This window comes from Pseudoalteromonas sp. PPB1 (genome assembly GCF_015356275.1).
GTDB classification, from domain to species: domain Bacteria; phylum Pseudomonadota; class Gammaproteobacteria; order Enterobacterales; family Alteromonadaceae; genus Pseudoalteromonas; species Pseudoalteromonas rubra_D.
Genome location: NZ_JACEQV010000014.1, coordinates 92,847 through 112,429 on the forward strand (window position 1 = coordinate 92,847; position 19,583 = coordinate 112,429).

General features: G+C 50.1%; 18 protein-coding genes. 9 read left to right on the forward strand and 9 right to left on the reverse strand.

From position 1 onward, the window contains the following. Positions 1-1,224, reverse strand: coding sequence for a cystathionine gamma-synthase (metB, locus tag IY568_RS15315; RefSeq protein WP_010386200.1), 1,224 nt, complete (start codon positions 1,222-1,224; stop codon positions 1-3). A gap of 300 nt (positions 1,225-1,524) precedes the next feature. Here metB and metJ point away from each other — a divergent pair, with 300 nt between their 5' ends. Beyond that, positions 1,525-1,845 carry a met regulon transcriptional regulator MetJ gene (metJ, locus tag IY568_RS15320; protein ID WP_010386199.1) on the forward strand — a complete coding sequence of 107 codons (321 nt, stop codon included), beginning with the start codon at positions 1,525-1,527 and terminating at the stop codon, positions 1,843-1,845. 74 nt (positions 1,846-1,919) lie between these two features. Here the strand turns inward: metJ and IY568_RS15325 are convergent, their stop codons facing one another. Then, entirely contained in the window at positions 1,920-3,161 is a 1,242-nt protein-coding gene (locus IY568_RS15325; protein ID WP_010386198.1) for a malic enzyme-like NAD(P)-binding protein, read from the reverse strand. Between the two features lie 628 nt (positions 3,162-3,789). Continuing rightward, positions 3,790-4,005 (reverse strand): 50S ribosomal protein L31, encoded by a 216-nt coding sequence (gene rpmE / locus IY568_RS15330; RefSeq protein WP_010386197.1) that lies wholly within the window; start codon positions 4,003-4,005, stop codon positions 3,790-3,792. Between the two features lie 309 nt (positions 4,006-4,314). On the opposite strand from rpmE, the gene priA reads away from it, so the two are divergent. The 5 genes from priA (at position 4,315) to IY568_RS15355 (ending at position 9,367) form a co-directional block, all read left to right on the forward strand. Beyond that, positions 4,315-6,486, forward strand: coding sequence for a primosomal protein N' (gene priA / locus IY568_RS15335; RefSeq protein WP_194868022.1), 2,172 nt, complete (start codon positions 4,315-4,317; stop codon positions 6,484-6,486). Positions 6,487-6,495: 9 nt separating this feature from the next. Continuing rightward, positions 6,496-7,029, forward strand: coding sequence for an SPOR domain-containing protein (locus tag IY568_RS15340; protein WP_125563059.1), 534 nt, complete (start codon positions 6,496-6,498; stop codon positions 7,027-7,029). Between the two features lie 76 nt (positions 7,030-7,105). After that, positions 7,106-7,624 (forward strand): ATP-dependent protease subunit HslV, encoded by a 519-nt coding sequence (gene hslV / locus IY568_RS15345; RefSeq protein WP_010386191.1) that lies wholly within the window; start codon positions 7,106-7,108, stop codon positions 7,622-7,624. Between the two features lie 11 nt (positions 7,625-7,635). Continuing rightward, positions 7,636-8,964: an HslU--HslV peptidase ATPase subunit gene (gene hslU, locus IY568_RS15350; RefSeq protein ID WP_125563057.1), complete on the forward strand. Its 1,329-nt coding sequence runs from the start codon at positions 7,636-7,638 to the stop codon at positions 8,962-8,964. Positions 8,965-9,004: 40 nt separating this feature from the next. Further along, on the forward strand, positions 9,005-9,367 hold the full coding sequence (locus IY568_RS15355; RefSeq protein WP_125563182.1) for a gamma-butyrobetaine hydroxylase-like domain-containing protein: 363 nt from the start codon (positions 9,005-9,007) through the stop codon (positions 9,365-9,367). 74 nt (positions 9,368-9,441) lie between these two features. Here IY568_RS15355 and IY568_RS15360 read toward each other — a convergent pair whose 3' ends face one another. From IY568_RS15360 to IY568_RS15370, 3 genes are all read right to left on the reverse strand, one after another. After that, on the reverse strand, positions 9,442-11,322 hold the full coding sequence (locus IY568_RS15360; RefSeq protein ID WP_194868023.1) for a methyl-accepting chemotaxis protein: 1,881 nt from the start codon (positions 11,320-11,322) through the stop codon (positions 9,442-9,444). A 109-nt stretch (positions 11,323-11,431) separates the two neighbouring features. Next, a complete protein-coding gene (locus IY568_RS15365; protein WP_125563053.1) occupies positions 11,432-12,484 on the reverse strand; it encodes an MJ1255/VC2487 family glycosyltransferase in 1,053 nt (350 codons plus the stop codon). Next, complete coding sequence (locus tag IY568_RS15370; RefSeq protein WP_125563051.1) at positions 12,481-13,002, reverse strand: phosphatase PAP2 family protein; 522 nt, start codon at positions 13,000-13,002, stop codon at positions 12,481-12,483. The genes IY568_RS15365 and IY568_RS15370 overlap by 4 nt, the downstream gene beginning before the upstream one ends. Before the next feature lie 161 nt (positions 13,003-13,163). On the opposite strand from IY568_RS15370, the gene rraA reads away from it, so the two are divergent. Together rraA and IY568_RS15380 are read left to right on the forward strand one after the other, a co-directional pair. Then, on the forward strand, positions 13,164-13,670 hold the full coding sequence (gene rraA / locus IY568_RS15375; RefSeq protein WP_125563049.1) for a ribonuclease E activity regulator RraA: 507 nt from the start codon (positions 13,164-13,166) through the stop codon (positions 13,668-13,670). Between the two features lie 75 nt (positions 13,671-13,745). Further along, the gene (locus IY568_RS15380; protein ID WP_194868024.1) at positions 13,746-14,798 is read left to right on the forward strand and encodes a formimidoylglutamase; all 1,053 of its coding nucleotides are present in this window, start codon (positions 13,746-13,748) and stop codon (positions 14,796-14,798) included. An 8-nt stretch (positions 14,799-14,806) separates the two neighbouring features. Here the strand turns inward: IY568_RS15380 and IY568_RS15385 are convergent, their stop codons facing one another. Together IY568_RS15385 and hutI are read right to left on the reverse strand one after the other, a co-directional pair. Then, positions 14,807-16,672 carry a GGDEF domain-containing phosphodiesterase gene (locus tag IY568_RS15385; protein WP_194868025.1) on the reverse strand — a complete coding sequence of 622 codons (1,866 nt, stop codon included), beginning with the start codon at positions 16,670-16,672 and terminating at the stop codon, positions 14,807-14,809. A 24-nt stretch (positions 16,673-16,696) separates the two neighbouring features. Beyond that, the gene (gene hutI / locus IY568_RS15390; protein WP_194868026.1) at positions 16,697-17,917 is read right to left on the reverse strand and encodes an imidazolonepropionase; all 1,221 of its coding nucleotides are present in this window, start codon (positions 17,915-17,917) and stop codon (positions 16,697-16,699) included. A 151-nt stretch (positions 17,918-18,068) separates the two neighbouring features. Here hutI and hutC point away from each other — a divergent pair, with 151 nt between their 5' ends. Further along, positions 18,069-18,779: a histidine utilization repressor gene (gene hutC, locus IY568_RS15395; RefSeq protein WP_125563042.1), complete on the forward strand. Its 711-nt coding sequence runs from the start codon at positions 18,069-18,071 to the stop codon at positions 18,777-18,779. A gap of 6 nt (positions 18,780-18,785) precedes the next feature. On the opposite strand, the gene IY568_RS15400 is transcribed toward hutC, so the two are convergent. Then, on the reverse strand, positions 18,786-19,547 hold the full coding sequence (locus IY568_RS15400) for an NADP-binding protein (RefSeq protein ID WP_138537835.1): 762 nt from the start codon (positions 19,545-19,547) through the stop codon (positions 18,786-18,788). Positions 19,548-19,583 lie beyond the last annotated feature (36 nt).

Below are 19,583 nucleotides of genomic sequence, written 5' to 3' on the forward strand. Positions count from 1 at the left end.
CTACCACAATGCCGTATGTGCTGGCGAGAGCTTAAATGCTTTCGCATTGTCACTGGAGTTGCCTTGCGCGGCCTTCACCGCGGCAAATGCCTGCTCAAAGTCTGCTAGTAAATCGTCGATTTCCTCAATCCCCACCGAAATGCGGATCAGTGTGTCACCAACACCCGCCTCAAGCCGTGCGGCCGGGTCCATACCCGCATGTGTCATAGTCGCCGGGTGACAAATCAAGCTTTCAACACCACCCAGAGATTCTGCCAGAGAGAATTGCTTCACACTGGTCAGGAATTTAGCGGCATCCGCGAGCTCCCCTTTAATATCAAAGCTCACCATGCCACCGAAGCCTTGTTGCTGCTGTTTCGCCAGTGCGTGCTGAGGATGGCTTTCCAGCCCTGGGTAATAAACCTGACTAACAAATTCTGATTGCTCAAGGTAACGTGCAATCGCCAGCGCATTTTCCTGATGCTGTTTAAGGCGAACATTGAGCGTACGTAAACCCCGTAAAGTCAGGTAACTGTCAAACGGCGCGCCCGTGATACCGATATTATTGGCCCACCAGGCCAGTTCATCACCCAGCTCCTCGGTTTTAGCGATAACAGCCCCACCCACAACATCCGAGTGGCCATTGATATACTTAGTGGTGGAATGGACCACAATGTCGACGCCAAATGCGATGGGGTTTTGCAGTGCCGGCGACAAGAAAGTATTGTCAGCAGCGACCAGCGCACCACACTGTGCCGCGACATCCACAACAGCCTGAATATCCGTCAAGCGCAAAATGGGGTTGCTCGGTGTTTCAATCCAGACCAGCTTAGGTTTAATGGCCAGAATTTCCTGCAAGCTGTCGCTGCGCGTCAGATCCAGTACTTTGACCTTCAGCAAACCGCGCTTTTCCAGAGAGGTAAACAAGCGATAGCTGCCCCCATAACAGTCGTGTGGGATCACTAAGGTATCATCAGCATTCAGTAACTGAGTCACCAGGTGAACCGCGGCCATACCCGTTGCGGTAATGATCCCCTTAGCGCCACCTTCCAGTTCCGCCAGTGTTTGCGCAAGAATATCGCGATTAGGGTTACCACTGCGACCGTAATCGTAATCACGCTTCTTATCAAAATCCGCGAAAGAATAGGTGGTCGACAGATAAAGCGGCGGCACCACCGCACCATGATGCTTATCGGCATCTATGCCTGTACGTACCGCTATGGTTGACTTGTTGCTTTGGCTCATAGGTCACCTGGATGAATTAGATGTTTAGACGTCTAAAAGGTTAGATGAACAAAAGTTAGAAGTCAAAACATTTATACCGCTAAATGGCTAAATAACTAGTATTTGACTATCTTTTTTAAACCGATAAAATTTCGCCACTCAACGCGAACTCTATGCTAATAAGACTGAGTATTTGAGCTTAAACTATGGCAAATGACGTGCAACATTGCCAACAGAGAGCCTACGTGTCACGGTTGGATCCATACACAGTACACAGTCTTATTCGCATTGCATCTACAACACTGAGGCAAGTACATCACTATGGCTAAATGGAACGGTGAATATATTCACCCTTATGCAGAACACGGTAAGAAATCAGAACAGGTAAAAAAGATTACTGTTTCTATCCCGCTCAACGTACTGAAAGTGCTAACCGATGAGCGCACCCGTCGCCAGGTCAACAACCTGCGCCACGCGACGAACAGTGAGTTACTGTGTGAGGCATTTCTGCATGCCTTTACCGGCCAGCCACTCCCTGGTGACGAAGACCTGCGCAAAGACAATCCGGAAAAAATCCCGGCGGAAGTCCGTCAGATCATGACGGAAATGGGTCTGGAGATCCCAGAGATTAATGAAGAATAATCTGTGCAGCGACAGTGAAAAACAGCAATAAAAAAAGCCTCACTTTGTGAGGCTTTTTTTTTGCTCAAACTGACTTAGGCCATGTAGTTTTCTGGCATCTCAATTTGTGCGACACCCGATTCTACCGCGGCCTCGGCAACAGCTCTGGCGATACGTGGTAGCAAGCGCGGGTCCATCGGCTTAGGAATGATGTAATGTTCACCAAACTCCAGGCTGTCCACATCCGCCGCTTTGAGTACTTCAGCAGGCACCGGCTCTTTGGCAATGCTACGAATTGCTTCAACCGCGGCTATCTTCATTTCATCATTAATGGCCGTTGCACGCACGTCCAGCGCACCTCGGAAGATAAACGGGAAACACAGTACATTGTTCACCTGATTAGGGTAATCAGAGCGACCCGTTGCCATGATCAGATCATCACGCGCGCCATGTGCCACTTCCGGGCTGATCTCAGGATCCGGGTTGGAACAGGCAAACACCACAGGCTTATCAGCCATTAATTTCAGATCTTCCGGTGACAACAGGTCCGGACCAGATACACCCACAAACACGTCTGCATCTTCGATCACGTCCTGTAACGTGCGCTTATCCGTGTTATTGGCAAACAACTTTTTGTATTCGTTGAGATCATCACGGCGAGTGTGAATAACCCCCTTACGGTCAAGCATATAAATGTGTTCACGTTGTGCACCACACTTAATCAAAAGCTCCATACACGCGATGGCAGCTGCACCAGCCCCCAAACAAACGATAATCGCGTCATGAATATTTTTGCCCTGAATCTCCAGCGCGTTCAACATACCCGCAGCGGTGACAATCGCGGTGCCATGCTGGTCATCATGGAATACCGGCACATCACATCGCTCGATCAGCGCACGCTCAATCTCAAAACACTCAGGAGCTTTGATGTCTTCCAGATTAATACCGCCAAAAGTATCGGCAATATTTGCAACTGTATTGATAAAGTCTTCAGTGGTACGGTGCTTAACTTCAATATCAATTGAATCCAGGCCAGCAAAGCGCTTAAACAGCAGAGCTTTACCTTCCATCACTGGTTTGGACGCCAGAGGACCCAGGTTACCTAGACCCAGGATAGCAGTACCATTACTGATCACAGCCACCATGTTGCCTTTACCTGTGTAACGGTAAGCGTTGCTGGGGTCGGCTGCAATTTCACGAACCGGCTCTGCAACACCCGGGCTGTATGCCAGGGCTAAGTCTTTGACGGTTTCTGCAGGCTTGGTCAACTCTACGCTGATTTTTCCTGGAACGGGGTGGGCATGATAATGTAAAGCTTGTTCACGAAAGTCTGACATGACGCGATTTTTTCCTACGAAGAAGTTGAAAGTGAGAGTGAGATAAAAATTCGCTAACTGTGTTAAACCATACCTTTTTTAAAAATTAATTCAAGCCATATCAGGTCTATCCTGTTAAAGCAAAGATAGTTGGCAGTTAGCAATATTTAGCGACTTTTTTGCTACTTTTCGGCAAACTTAACTCACAACAAATGATCCGATAAGTGTCATTTTCAGGTCAAAATAGCGTCATTTTTATGCGGAGTATAAATCAAATGAATAAAACAAGCGTAAAAAACAAGTTCCCGACATTTAGAAACATAATTAGAGAAAATACCGACTTTTAACTAATATTAAATAAAAAAATCGAGACATTGGCCGGGGTAGCTATGCAGATTAATCAGGTGAATATGATCATTCAGGGGAAATTTGCGCTGTGATATGGTTGTCACATGAGCACAACTTAACGAACGCTATAGCATGCAGGTTTGTCGGCAACAATCTCGCATTACTGGAAACTTTACTGACCGAACGGCACTGATCCGTCCACTTAGCATAGTAAAGTGCAGCATTTGGCAAAATCGCACATTACCGGGGACAGAAACGAAAAAAGCACCCGAAGGTGCTTTTTCTACAACAGAAGTAAGGCTTACTTCTTGCTGCTAAGCGCGCCAAAGCGCTTGTTGAAGCGATCAACACGACCACCTGTGTCTAGGATCTTCTGCTTACCAGTGTAGAACGGGTGACATGCAGAACATACGTCCAGGTGAATGTCTTTACACAGTGTTGAACGAGTCTCGAATTTGTTACCGCACGAACAAGTTGCTGTAATTGTTTCGTACGTAGGATGAATACCTTCTTTCATAGGACACCTCTAGTTAAGGCCGTATCGCTCTCCAAACCCGAAGTCTGGCACCATACGTAGTTATACAAAAATTGTGGACGCGTATTTTAGGGTCAATCGGGATGATCCACAAGCAATAAATGCAATTTAGCTGTTATTTTTTGCGCAATCTCGGAATGTAACCGCAAAATATGCCATACACACTAAACTCCCTCACCACTGGCATGCATTTTTACATTGTTACGGTATACTGAGCCCGTGTTCTGTTAGCACCCGATAGGGCTATCAGGCGCCAGTCCTTAACTTTGATATTCAGATGCCGGAGTCTCCATGCGCTTCGCCGAAGTCGCTTTAAAAGTGCCTTTACACAGAACCTTTGATTACCGCCTCGAGCCACAACAGCAGCCCTGTGTGGGCGGCCGAGTCAGAGTAAAATTTGCCAACCGGGCCTGCGTTGCCATTGTTGTGGCCTTAAAGTCTCACAGCGATGTGCCCGCCGAGAAAATAAAAGCCATTGAGTCTGTACTGGATATTGCCCCCGTGCTGTCGCCAGAACACCTTGGATTCTTGCGCTTCGGTGCCCAGTATTATTGTCACCCTCTGGGCGAAACCTTGTTTACTGCCCTGCCCGGTGCACTGCGCGAAGGCGAGCAAGTTGATAAAACCCAGGTACCGGTACTGACGCTGACAGTAGCGGGGCGTGAAACCACTCAGCTCAGAGCAAAGAAACAATTAGCATTGCTTGAGCAACTGCGCAGTGCCGGAGATGCCACCGCCAGTGAGCTCAAAACACTGGGCTTCTCACAGGCACAGATCAAAGCCTTGTTAGAAAAAGCACTGATCCAAGAAGAACTGCGCACAGATACACACTGGCAATCCAGGCCGTTGCAGCTCGGTAGTAAACCCAGACTCAACCCAGAGCAGGCTACCGCCTGCAGTGCCATCAACAGTGAGACCGGGTTTCGTACCTTCTTACTCGAAGGTGTGACAGGCAGTGGTAAAACCGAAGTGTATCTGCAAAGCCTCGAAGCCATTTTAGCCAGTGGCAAACAGGCACTCGTACTGGTGCCAGAAATAGGGCTGACGCCACAAACGGTTAACCGTTTCAAACGCCGTTTTGAGGGGTTACCCATCGATCTTTGGCACTCAAACCTCACCGATAATGAGCGCTTACATACCTGGCGTCGCGCCGAGCTGGGAGAGTCAGCTCTGGTGATTGGCACCCGCTCAGCCATCTTTTTGCCCTTTCAGACCTTGAGCATGATAGTAGTCGATGAAGAACACGACGGCTCATTCAAACAACAAGACGGGTTGCGCTACCATGCGCGTGATCTCGCGGCCTACCGTGCTGCACAAGGCCAGTTTCCATTAATCCTCGGCACCGCCACCCCGGCACTGGAAACCCTGCAAAAAGCCCTGCAAAACCGCTATCAACTGCTGTCTCTCACCAAACGCGCACAAACACAGCAAGATAACCGCTTTATGTTAGTCGATATGAAAGGTCAGGCTGAGCAATCGGGGTTTGCCAAGGCCAGCCTGGATACCATAGCTGCTACACTGGCACGCGGACAGCAGGTCATGGTATTTCTCAACCGGCGTGGCTTTGCCCCGACACTTATCTGTCATGAGTGCGGCTGGCTCAGCAACTGTAATCGTTGTAGTACCAGCGCCACCTATCATAAATCCCTTAGCCGATTGATCTGCCACCACTGTTCTGAACAAGCGTTTGTGCCCGTGCAATGCCCTGACTGTGGCAGCACCCAGATCATGCCAACGGGATATGGCACCGAGCAACTGGAAGAGTTTTTAACCCAGCAATTTGCTGATTTTCCGGTGCACCGGATAGACCGGGATTCAACCCGGCGCAAAGGTAGCCTGGAAACCGTACTGGATGAAATTAACCAAGGGGGCGCGCGACTGCTCATTGGCACTCAGATGCTCGCCAAAGGACATCATTTCGCAGACGTCAACCTGGTGGTGATCCTCGACGTAGACAGTGGCTTGTATTCGTGCGACTTTCGCGCCACTGAGCACATGGCGCAGCTCATAACCCAGGTCGCAGGGCGAGCCGGGCGTAGTGGCGAAGCCGGTACTGTGCTGTTGCAAACCCACTTCCCGGAACATCCTTTGTTACAGGATCTGGTGAACAACGGCTATCAGGATTTTGCCCGCTATGCATTGCGCGAACGCGAGGAAACCCAGATGCCCCCATACAGCCATCTGGCTTTGATCCGTGCAGAAGCCACCAATGCACAACTGGTCATGGCGTTTTTATCGGATCTGGTTCCAGCCACCCCCTACCCTGGTATACAATTACTCGGACCGATCCCCGCGCCGATGGAACGTCTGGCCGGAAAATACCGATATCAATTGCATATTCAGGCAGCGCAACGCAAAGTACTGCATCAATACCTGGCACAACTGGCTGATTATATCGGCCAGCATAAACTCGCCAACCGGGTGCGCTGGAGTATTGACGTTGACCCTATGGATACCTATTAAAAAAACGTTATGGCACAACACGACTACATAAATAAGAAGCCGGGCGGTAAAAAAGCCGCCAAAGGAAAGGTTGCCAAACCTTTCCCGAAATTTTTTGCTGCTCTGACACTGGTGTTGATTGGTGCCTTTGGTTATGGCCTGTGGTACATCAAGCAGCATGGCGAACCCGAGGCACAGCCCATCAGCCCAATGCCAGCAAAGAAAACGGAGCAACCGAAAGCAGAAAAAGACCTGCCACGCCCACCAGACTTCATCAAAGACATTAAAGATCATGAGGTTAAAGTTGAGGTCAAGAAAATAGAGAGCCAGGGCCCCTATCAGATGCAGTGTGGCTCATTCAGAACCTATGAACAGGCCGAACAAATGAAAGCCAAAATGGCGTTCGCTGGCCTGATCGCCGAGATCCGTCGCACAGAAGGCTCCAACGGTGTCTGGTACCGGGTGCGTTTGGGTCCCTATGACACCAAACGGGGCGCTGAGAGCGATAAAAATAAGCTGGAACGAATAAACATCGTCAGCTGTGGGATCTGGAAGTGGACTTGATCTTCGTAAAATCGTCCCTATCTCTACCCTAATTGATTTTATACTTGAGGCATGTGCCTCCTGATTAAGGAATACTATGACAACTATCGTGAGTGTTCGCCGAGGCGACAAAGTCGTAATAGGTGGAGATGGCCAGGTTTCGCTTGGCAATACGGTAATGAAAGGCAATGCTAAAAAAGTGCGTCGCCTATACAACGGTAAGGTGCTTGCAGGCTTTGCAGGTGGCACTGCCGACGCCTTCACCCTGTTTGAGCGCTTTGAAACCAAACTGGAAATGCACCAGGGCCACCTAACTCGTGCAGCCGTGGAAATGGCAAAAGATTGGCGAACCGACAGAGCACTGCGCAAGCTCGAAGCCTTGCTGGCCGTTGCCGATGAAACCGCGTCATTGATCATCACAGGTAATGGTGACGTTGTTCAGCCAGAGCACGATCTAATCGCCATCGGTAGTGGTGGTAACTTTGCTCAGGCAGCTGCCACCGCGCTGATTGAGAACACCGACCTGAGTGCCCGAGAAATTGTGGAAAAGAGCCTTAAAATCGCAGGCGATATCTGCGTCTTTACCAACAATTTCCAAACCATCGAAGAATTGTAATAGGAATTGCCATGACAGCAATGACCCCAAGAGAAATCGTCCATGAGCTGGACCAGCATATTATTGGTCAGGATAAAGCAAAGAAAGCCGTTGCCATTGCGCTCAGAAACCGCTGGCGTCGCATGCAGCTCCCTGAAGAGCTACGTACAGAAGTCACTCCCAAAAATATTTTGATGATTGGCCCAACCGGTGTGGGTAAAACCGAAATCGCCCGTCGCCTGGCGAAGCTGGCGAACGCGCCATTTATCAAAGTTGAAGCGACTAAGTTCACCGAAGTCGGTTATGTGGGTAAAGAAGTCGAAACCATCATCCGTGATTTGGTTGAAGTATCTTTTAAAATGACGCGCGAGCTGCAAACCAAGAAGCACAAACACCGTGCCGAAGAAGCCGCTGAAGAACGCATTTTAGATGCGCTGCTGCCACCAGCCAAAGATGCCTGGGGTGAAACACAACAGAGTGACAACAGCTCTACGCGTCAGGTATTCCGCAAGAAGCTGCGTGAAGGCCAGCTGGATGATAAAGAGATCGACATTGAAGTGGCAGAAACTTCCCCTCAGGTTGAGATCATGGCACCGCCAGGCATGGAAGAAATGACCAATCAATTGCAGGGCATGTTCCAAAATCTGTCAGGCGACAAAAAGAAAAGCCGCAAGCTAAAAATCAAAGAAGCCTTCAAACTGTTGATTGAAGAAGAAGCTGCGAAGCTGGTAAACCCAGAAGAGCTAAAAGAGCAGGCGATTTTTGCCGTTGAACAAAATGGCATCGTGTTCGTTGATGAGATCGACAAAATCTGTAAGCGTGGCGAAGCCTCAGGACCCGATGTCAGCCGTGAAGGGGTTCAGCGCGACCTGCTGCCACTCATTGAAGGCTCAACGGTCAGCACTAAACACGGCATGGTAAAAACAGACCACATTCTGTTTATCGCTTCAGGGGCATTCCAGATGGCCAAGCCTTCTGATCTTATCCCTGAGCTGCAAGGCCGTTTACCAATTCGTGTCGAGCTCGAAGCACTTACAGCAAAAGACTTCAAACGCATTCTGACAGAGCCACATGCGTCACTTACAGAGCAACAACAAGCCCTGATGGACACAGAAAGTGTCAGCATCGCATTCAGTGATGATGCCATTGAGCGCATTGCCCAGGCTGCCTGGCAGGTGAATGAGAAAACGGAAAACATTGGTGCCCGTCGTCTGCACACTGTGATGGAAAAGCTGATGGAAGAAATCTCTTTCGATGCTTCCGACAAAGCCGGTGAGTCACTAACGATAGATGCCGCCTATGTCGACAAGCATTTAGATATGCTAGTACAGGACGAAGACCTGAGCCGCTTTATTCTTTAACGGAATCCCGCCCGGTCACTGATCGGGCTTTTTTATGCCTATGTATCAAGTTACCAAACTGCATTACCACACCCAACAAAGCCTGCTTGATGTGTACTTTGATGATGGTCTGACGCACACACTCAGCGCTGAGTTTTTACGGGTCCATTCTCCCTCCGCTGAAGTACAGGGACATGGCCCCGGTCAGCAGCAACTGGTCCTCAATAAACAAGATGTGGCCATCAGCAAAATTGAGCCGGTGGGACACTATGCAGTCAGGTTGGTGTTCGATGACGGTCATAATTCAGGACTGTTCAGCTGGCAGTACCTGCGAAAGCTCAGTGAGCAAGAGGATGAACTGTGGCAACTTTATCAGCAGCGTGTGTCTGCACGCCACGATGTGCCCATTAAGTTTACGCCCTGATCCGCTGTGATAAACACAAAAAAGGCGACCTGTGGTCGCCTTTTCTTTTACAAACCCGGTGAACCGGGCTGGCACTACACTTGGTATTTTTCCACCGACTCGTATAAATTCCGCGCCTGCTCCGACAGCTCCTCACTGCTTTGCGCATTACTGCTGGCATGATCTGACGCCACCTGGGCAATGTCTCGGATCTTCACAACATTTTTGTTTACTTCAGAGGCCACCTGTTTTTGCTCATCTATCGCGGTGGCGATATGGGTGCTCATTTCCATTATTGTTTGCACATCTTCGGTGATCATTCCGAGCAGATCGCCTGCGCGTTCGGCCTGTGCTACACTTTCATTGCCCTGCTCGCGACATTGCTCCATGATATTAACCACTTCACGGGTACGCTGTTGCAAGGTTGAAATAATGCTTTCGATTTCCTGCGTCGAATCCTGAGTACGCTGCGCCAGCGAGCGCACTTCATCCGCGACCACAGCAAAACCACGACCTTGCTCACCGGCACGGGCCGCCTCAATCGCCGCATTCAGTGCCAGCAGGTTGGTTTGCTCGGCGATACCGCGGATCACATCCAGTACTGAGCCTATCGTTTCGCCATCGCGTTCTAGCTGGCCCACTACGTCTGATGCACCACCGAGCGATTCAGACAGCTGCATAATATGCTCAATCGTTGCAGTCACCTCAGAGCGACCTAGCTGTGCATTCTTGTTGGTTGACTCGGCTTTGTCTGCCGCCGCTTCGGTATTATGTGAAATATCCTGGATCGTGGCCTGCATCTCAGTGGCCGCCGTTGCCACCATATCGGCCTCGTGCAGCTGCTCAGTCATGCCTGCACTAGTCTGTGCTGTGGTATCCGATAGGTGGTGGGTTGCATCATTGATGATCGCAAGCGCACTGTTTACGTCGCCAATCAACTCTTTAAAGTCGCCAATCAGACTATTGAAGTCTTTTGTCATCAGGGTAATTTCATCGTTACCCGTCTGTTCGATAGGGATACGTAAATTATTCTCACGACGGATCCGCTCTATGGTCTGGTAAACCCGTTCAACCGGACGAATAATTGACTGGCTGGTCGACAGCACCAGCAACATCACCACCACAGAGGCCACAACAAAAATGATCAGGGCAGCCATCTGCGCCATTTGCGTATTTTCTGTCACGGCTTGTTTTGCCTGCTCGACGATCCGCGCGACAACAGCATCACTCTGCTCAACACTTTTCTTCATGCTGCCCAGAGCACCACTGTGAAGGTCCAGGCCAAGCTTGGTCTGTGCATCGACTAAATTTCTAAAGCGGGTTTGATATTGCTTTATCAGGGTCTGGATCTGACGCTCATACTGCGCATCAAAGCCAGCCGCTTTGACCTGCCCCTCAAATTTGCTGATTTGATCGTCAAACTTCTTGAGGTATTTCAAGTCCAGTCGCAACATAAAGTCTTTTTCTGCGCGTCTGAGCATTAACATGGAGACCAGCAGGTCATCACGTGATTGCTGTTTGAGCATTGTCTCTACTTCATGAACCGCGCTGCGAAGCGCGCCATAGAGACCATCCTTAGGATGCAGTCCTATGGTTTGTTGTAACTCAACAACGTGATTGAAATCATCAACATAGGTTTGCGCAAGACGTTCGAACTCACGTAAATTACTGTCATCGATACCGAACTCAGCAAATATCTCGTCCAGTAGTCCAGCTTTACGTTGCAGCTCGCTGTAGTCCTTGGCATATAAATCTAGTGCCTCAGTATCTTTATAGAACAAAAAGTTCTTTTCATGTTTGCGCATTGAAAGCTCATGAATATCAAGCTCTTCAGCATACTGAATGGTTTCATTCAGTTTACGCATCGTACTGGCTTCGATCATAATCACTGCCAGCATAACGACTAAAGCCACACCCACCACCAGCGCATTTAACTGCAAGCGCCGCTTGATGGTCAGATTTTCCAGAAATGCCATACGGTTACCCAATTATTACAAGACCTGCAATAGAGTATAGATTATTCCGTCAGCAACGCCGCGCACTATTTGCTATTTTTGCACGACTTTATTACTAAATGCACATTAATTAAGCGGCCTTTGGTGCTTTATTGAGCACCGTTTGCCAGAGCGTATCATGTAACTCATTGACATTATGCCATTGTCCCTTTGTCAGCCACAGGGCTAATGGTGTCGCATCACTGGGGAAATTAATTTGCTGTCCGCCAGGTGATTCCAGCCATTCGTCCAGCGCTTCTGAATTCAAGTAGTTCATTACCTGAGCCAGTCCCAGAGACTGTAAGGTCATCGCATTACTTTGCTGTTCAAATTGCCCCTGCAAGGGCTTTAACAACAACTTTTTACCAAACTTCAGGGCTTCACTGGACAATTCAAACCCGGCATTGGCCACCACACCGGACGCATTGGCTAAATCAGCGATAAACCCATCTCGTGATGGTTCACGCAAATGAATATGATTCAGTGAGGTGTTATGTGCATCCGGGTGATAACAGTAAAACTCCCGGTCAGGGAAGTCTTTGAGTAACTCAACAATATGCGATAAGTCTTCAAAAGGCAGGTAAACCAAAACTTTGTTCGCGATAGACTGATTGCCAAAATCTCCCAACTGGTAGGGAATAAAAGGCGGTACGATATTTTCAGCAAAAGGTTGCCAGTGTACACCCAGGTGAATGTCTGCCGGTGCAAACCAACGAATTAATGAACGCAGCATAAAGTTGCCACCAAAGATGGGCACTTTAGGTGATAAAAAAGCACTTTGATGGCTCATTGCAACCACTGGCACCTTAGCACGACGTGCAGCCCAGGCCGTCACCGGTTCAAAATCGTTAAAGACCATGTCGTAGCCACGCATATCAAAGCGCTGCACATCCTTAACAAAGCGCCCGACACGCAATTGCTGAAGCGTCCCCTGGTAATGCAATCGACCATGACGAGTCGCAAAGCTGATCCCGCGACGAGTTTGGTAATCTCCAAACACCGACATATCAAAATAGCGCTCGTCCGGACGACCAGAAAACACATAGTCAACATCAACGCCTAAACGCGTAAAACACTCTGCCATCACCCGGGCGCGGGTAATATGACCATTACCAGTCCCTTGTACGCCATATAAAATCTTCATAATTCCCCTACAACTCCTATCGCCAACACAGCACATCCGCTACCTATCACCGCCCCCAGAATGACATCAATCGGATAATGCACCCCGACAACAATCCTCGACAATGAGACACCCGATGCCCACATCATCAGCGGTAGCGCCAGTGCCGGAAAATGCTCCATCAGACACGTGGCATACAGCCAGGCACCGGCACTGTGACCAGAAGGCATGCTAAATTTATCACTTGGCGTAAGCATGGCTTTCACGGCCAGGCAATCACAGGGACGGATCCGCGCAATGCGGTTTTTCAGATAGAGATAAAGCGGCCGCTCAATGGCAAAAGCGACCACGGCACACAAGGCAAATTGCTGCCCAACCGAGCCCATAAACAGTGCACTCAGGACTCCCAAAATCACGTAAAGTCCACCGTTTCCGCTTTTTGACAGGGCCAACATCACCATTTTGAACCAAGGCTTACACTCGGGTTTATAAAGGGCGAAATAAAGCGCCGTATCGAGTTTGATGATCTGTGCTTTCATAGCTCATGCTTACATTTGTTCACAAATTCAGCATAGAAGAGCTAAATAACACTGCCACGACATTTTTGTGACACAATTATGTATGTTGATTCAAAGCATTGCGCCCCTACATAATGGGAGTATACTGGATTGTGAATTCAGTTATTTTCGAGGACGCCCGTATGGATTACAGCACTTCCGACTTATGTGACCATTTTGCCGATGCGGTTGATGTATTAGAGCCGATGTTTATTAACTTTGGCGGTCAAAGCGCCTTCAGTGGCCGTATCAAAACACTCAAGTGCTTTGAGAATAATGAACTGATCAACCAGGTTTTACAGCAAGATGGTACAGGCCAAATCTTATTGGTCGATGGCGGAGGTTCCACACGCCGGGCACTCATCGATATTGAGCTTGCAGAACTGGCAATGGAAAATAACTGGCAGGGTATTGTGGTCTATGGTGCTGTGCGCCATGTTGAGGAACTGGAAGAGTGTGATCTCGGTATCCAGGCAATCGCTTCAATACCCGTTGCTGCCGACAGCCAAGGCAGCGGTGAGCAAGGTATCCCGGTCAATTTTGCCGGCGTATCTTTCTATGACGATGACTACCTGTATGCGGATGCCACCGGCATCATTATTTCTGCTGAAGAACTGCAGTTAGAAGTCGACGACGAACAGAGCGAATAACACCGCTAGCGCATTCTAATCTCCCCGGGTAAAGCCCGACTTTGCCCGGCACAACCCCATAGATCGACCTGAATTATGAGTAACCACTGGCTTCATATATACACCGAAGCGGACATTACCGCATATTGCCACAGCCGTGAGAATGAACAACGCTTCTGGCAAACCCTGGCTTTCCTGCAACCCAAAAATGACTTAACCCAGGCGCTGCGCGATGCTGCGCAGTTTGGCATTAAGTATGTGTTGGTTGCCATTAACGAGGACCTGGGACCTCGGGCTAATTGTGGCCGAGGTGGCGCCTACCTGGGCTGGCAAGCTTTTTTACAGCGCTTCTTAAACCTGCCTTGTAATCGCTTTTTAACCCCGGATGATGTCTTGCTGTTAGGCGAAGTCCGATGTGATGATTTGCAACAGCAGGGTGCCGATCTGGATAACCGTGACCCGCAGCAACTGGCTCAGTTGCGCGAGCTCAACGGCCAACTTGATGAACGCGTCAGCAATGTTATGAAAGCCATCTTTGATGCCGGTCTGGCGCCCATTGTAATTGGTGGTGGCCACAATAACTGCTACGGCCTGCTGCAAGCGTTGTCGCAAAGCACTCAGCAGGCTTGTCATGCCATTAACTTCGACCCACATGCCGATTTTCGCGCGCTGGAAGGCCGTCATTCTGGTAACGGCTTCAGCTATGCTCATGATCAGGGCCATCTGTCCGATTATCACGTGGTTGGTATGCATGAACAGAAAAACAACCACACCATTATCTCAGCACTGGATAATGCGGGATTCAGCTACGCCAGTTACCAAGATATTCTGGTACGCCGTACACTGACTCTGACTGAGGCATGCCAGATCGGGCTGAATCGCTTTGACGGACAAGCACCTCTGGGTGTTGAAGTCGATGTCGATGCAATATCTCAAATGCCAGTGAGCGCCTATACCAACTGTGGTTTTACCGTAAATGATGCCGAGCACTTCGTTCATTTAGCGGCAAGTCAGGAACGCGCGCGTTATCTGCATCTGTGCGAAGCGGCCCCCGAGCATCACCCACAGGGTGTGAAACAGGGGATCAGCGATGCCGGCCAGGTTCTCGCTTCACTCGTCTGTAGCTACCTGCAGGCCGCGCCTAAATAAACCGGCACTTAATTTGAGTCTGGCTGAAAAGTTTCTGGGGTGTCTTCCGGGTGCTCCCAGCGCCATTGTTTCAGCCAGCTGATCATGCCCACGCTGCTCAGGGGTCTGGCAAAATAATATCCCTGCGCCGCGAACGTGTTGAGGCTTTTCACGAACTGGAGCTGCTCCGGTGACTCCACCCCCTCACAAATCACTTTGCATTCCTGGATCTGCTGCATTTCCACAATCCCACGAACCACGCTCTTGAAGGTGCCCTGATGACCATGATCTGAGGTCAGCGAGCGGCCCAGCTTGACATAATCTACGGTTAGCTGAGGCAATTTAGACAAAGTGACCGGGGTTTCACCGAAGCTGTCGATACACAAACGCAGCCCCATCGAGCGCAACCGCGATACCATGGCAATGCCCTGAGGCTCGAGGCTGGTAAACAAGCTGGCTGGGCACTCTATGATCAAATCACCCGGCTTCAGCTGATGCTCCAGCAACACGTGGTCGATAAACTCGATAAATTCCTCGTGCAGCATTTCCGGCCCAAACAGGTTCAGGCTCAGTGGCATAGCAATGCCTTCCATACGCAATGCCAGCGCGATCTCTGCGGCACGCTCAATCACGTATTGCGCGACGGGCAATGCCAGGCCCGCAATACGGATATCTTCGATAAACTTACCAGCAGCCAGGATCCCCTGCTTGGGGTGCTGCCAGCGCAACAGCAACTCCAGAAATTCAATATCACCATCTTCATTGCGTACCACAGGCTGAAAATACAACTCCAGTTCCTGGCGAAAATCAATATGTGCAAGCTCTGCCAGACGGGCCTGTTGCTCCAGCCGATTGATCTGCATCTGCTGCTGATACGGGGCTATCGGACTGTCAGGCTGGCTATCCAGCGCCAAAAAAGCACAGGTTAATAAATTCTCGAACACCCCCTGCTCTTCATCACAGTTCACATAACTGGCACGCGCTTTCACTTCAATGGTGCAGTTGCCCACATTAAAGGGTTTCAGGGTACTTTCGATAATTTCACCGATCATCTGCTCATGCAAGTGATGCTGATTAACCAGGCTACACACAAACACAAAATGCAAACCGCCTAGATGAGCCAGCCGGGATACATCATTGCCAAGCGGAATTGGCATCACATCCGGATGCTGCAAATGCTGTTTAATTCGATTGGCAGACTGGGCCAGCAAGAGATCGCCAAACTCCCGGCCAAGATGAAAGTTCACCTGCTGGAAGCCTTCAAGGCGGATCATGACGAGCATGGCTTCACTGGGGTCACGCTGACGAAAATCGTAAAACGCACTGCGAAACCCAGCCCTGTCCGGTAACTCCAGAATGTCCGCCGCTTTGCTTTCATCACTGCTCGCCGGGGGCGCAGGTGCCAGCGAAGCTCTGGATAACGTTAACTCGGCCAAAAACATCGGTAGCAGCGCCAGCACCAGTAAGCCGGGGGACAGTTGCCAGAACAATATGCCGGCCAGTGCCAACACAGCAGCACAGGCACTGAAGCAAGTAATGACCTGGTACTTTAACTGCTCAGAGCGAATGGCAAGCCAGATATGCAATACCAACAGCGGCGCCAGTAAGTAAGAAAAAAGATGTGCGGTGTCAGCAAGGAACGCCAATGCCACCGCTGTTGTGGATGCATATACAATTCGATGCAATGGCTGTTGACTCACCATAATCGCACCAAGGCTGGCACTGAGCAGCGCACCGGCTACAAAAGCCATCAGCATTGGGGAGTGTTGACCTGCACCTTGCCAGAAAGAGACCGCCGAAACGCCCCCCGCAGCGGCTATCACAGCAAAGGGAAACACAGCCAGAAGTAAGATAATACTTTTGTTACAATGTTTTAGCAGCGCTTTTTTCGTCATCGGCGGACCATTGTGAAATTCTTACTATTGCACAAGTTTACCCGAAATCCAGGTATTTAACAGGTCATTTACGCCAAACTGATAACTGAGTTCAGCCGGATGACCGACCTGCCACAGCACCATATCGGCGCGCATGCCGACTTTTAGCATCCCCCGATCCGACAGACCCAGCGCTTTGGCACCATGGCGTGTAACACCCAGCAATGCTTCTTCCGGTGTCATACGGAACAAGGTGCATGCCATATTCAACATCAGACGTAATGAGCACAATGGCGCAGTTCCTGGATTAAAGTCACTGGCCAGTGCAATCGGCACATTATGCTGACGCAGGAGCTCAATCGGGGGTAATTGAGTTTCACGAAGAAAATAAAACGCACCCGGCAGCACCACCCCAACAGTGCCCGCTTCGGCCATCGCTTTAACACCGGTTTCATCCAGGTACTCAATGTGGTCGGCGGACAAACCATTAAACTCAGCCACCAGCTCACTGCCGTGCTGATTAGACAACTGCTCAGCATGACATTTTACTTTTAAACCTAGCTCTGTGGCTTTGGCAAACACACGGCGCGTTTGCGCATTGCTAAAACCGACATTTTCACAAAATGCGTCGACCGCATCGGCCAGGGAGTGTTCGGCTACCTGAGGTAACATTTGCTCGCACACCAGATCGATATAACCATCGGCGTCATCCCGATATTCCGGTGGAAGCGCATGGGCACCTAGGAACGTACTTTGTACACTGATAGGGTGATGTTCATCCAGCATGCGGTTGACTTCTAGCAGCTTAATTTCGCTTTCACAATCCAGACCATAGCCCGATTTGCTTTCTACTGTGGTGACACCCTCACTGAGCAAGGCATTCAGTCGCGTTTTACCAGCCACAAACAAGTGTTCATGATCCGCCGCACGGGTTGCCTTCATGGTCGTCGCAATGCCGCCACCCTGTTGCGCGATTTGCTGATAAGACACACCATTAAGGCGTTGTTCAAATTCCTGAGCGCGTGAACCGGCGAACAGAATGTGAGTATGACAATCAATCAGACCTGGCGTCATCCAGGCCCCTTTTGCTGAGATAGTCGGTGTCGTCACCGGATCAAACTCCGGCAGATCAGCCTGTGCACCAAGCCAACAGATTACCCCATCTTTGACCATCATCGCCCCATGCTCAATGGCCCCATAAGGGCGCTCAATATCAGGGTCCATTGTCGCCAGATTAACGTCCAGAACCACTAAATCTACTTCCATCACCACTCAATTCCTCATCTCTAACTTGCTGGTTTGAGTGTAGCAAGATTACTTGTATATACAATAGAGGTGTGCCATGTTTATCAGCGAGCTATGTTCGCTCAGCCTGACGCTACAGTTGGGTTTACTTTACTAACCATGGCATGAGATTGTGACAACGCAACCCAAATTTGCACAAATAAAACAACATATCATCACGCAGATCCGCAGTGGTGTCTGGCAGGAAGATCAACAAGTTCCGTCTGAAAACGCCTTGTCCGCGCAATTCAGGGTAAGCCGCATGACCGCCAGACGCGCGCTCAGTGAACTCACCGACGCAGGGATCCTAACTCGTAGCCAGGGTCTGGGTACCTTTGTTGCCAGATTCAAATCCCAATCTTCTCTGCTGGAAATACGTAATATCGCCGATGAGGTCAAAGAGCGCGGTGGTGACTACACCTGTGTGGTCCTGTCCCTGGAATCCATGGCGGCCATTGCCCCAATCGCCATTGCACTGGGTGTTGAAATGGATACTCAGGTGTATCGCAGTGTGCTGGTACATCATGACAACGAACAACCTCTGCAAGTCGAAGAGCGCTTCGTTAACCCCCAATTGGCACCTGACTACCTGCAACAGGACTTCACACAAATCACCCCCCATGAGTACCTGGTCCAGATTGCGCCCCTGACAGAGGCACGCCATACCGTTGAGGCCATCATGCCCGGCCCGGATATTTGCCAGTGGCTAAATATGTTTCATGAAGAGCCCTGCTTACAACTGATCCGCAGAACCTGGTCTGAAGGAGGCATTGTCAGCTTTGCCCGGTTAATCTCACCGGGCAGTAAATATCGCCTGGGCGGTCACCTGACCTTTAAAAAGTGAACCCACTCAGATGGCGTGCTGATAACTAAACCCCAGTTCACAGATAGCCGCGCCGTCAATGATACGTGCTTTGCTGTCATCACTGGCAAAGCTCGGAGCCTGTGTGCCTGCTTGCGTGCAATGCGCCTGATAGTAATCCTGCTTAAGCGGATGTGCAGGAGAACACACGTTGTAAACTGACCTCGCCTGCGGCCAGTGAGTCAGCACAGACATAATGGCCGCAACCACATCATCCCGGTGTACCATATTAACCCGCTCCTGGCTGCTACTGCGTAAGGTCTTGCCAGCGATAAATTGTCCTGGTTCCCGTTCAGGCCCTACTAAGCCTGCCAGCCTCAGCACCTTGCCACCATGCGACAGCACCAGCTGCTCTGCCTGTTGTAAAACGCGTTGACGCTGCGAATCGGTTGCAGCCAATGTTCCCTGCTCGCTATAAACCCCATCAGCTTGCGCATAAACCCCAGTGCTTGAGCACAATAAAAAGCCCTGCATTTGCAGCTCTGTTGCCAACGCCAGCGTCGCTTCTAGCGTCACCAGATAGTTACTGTCTTCACGACGCGCACCCGGCGGCATAGCACAGAGCCAAAAAGCGTGCTGTAACGATACGTCATGCACCAGTCTTGTCCCATCATGAGCGAGTTGACGCGTCAGCGCATTGCTGTGTGGCTGCCGTCGGGTTGCCTGTACCTGCCACCCCTTCTCCGCCGCAGCCTCAGCTGTAGGCATTCCCAACCAGCCCGCGCCGGCAACAACGAGTTTATCGTGCATATCATTGTCCTGTAATGTGATGTGATCAGCGCTACA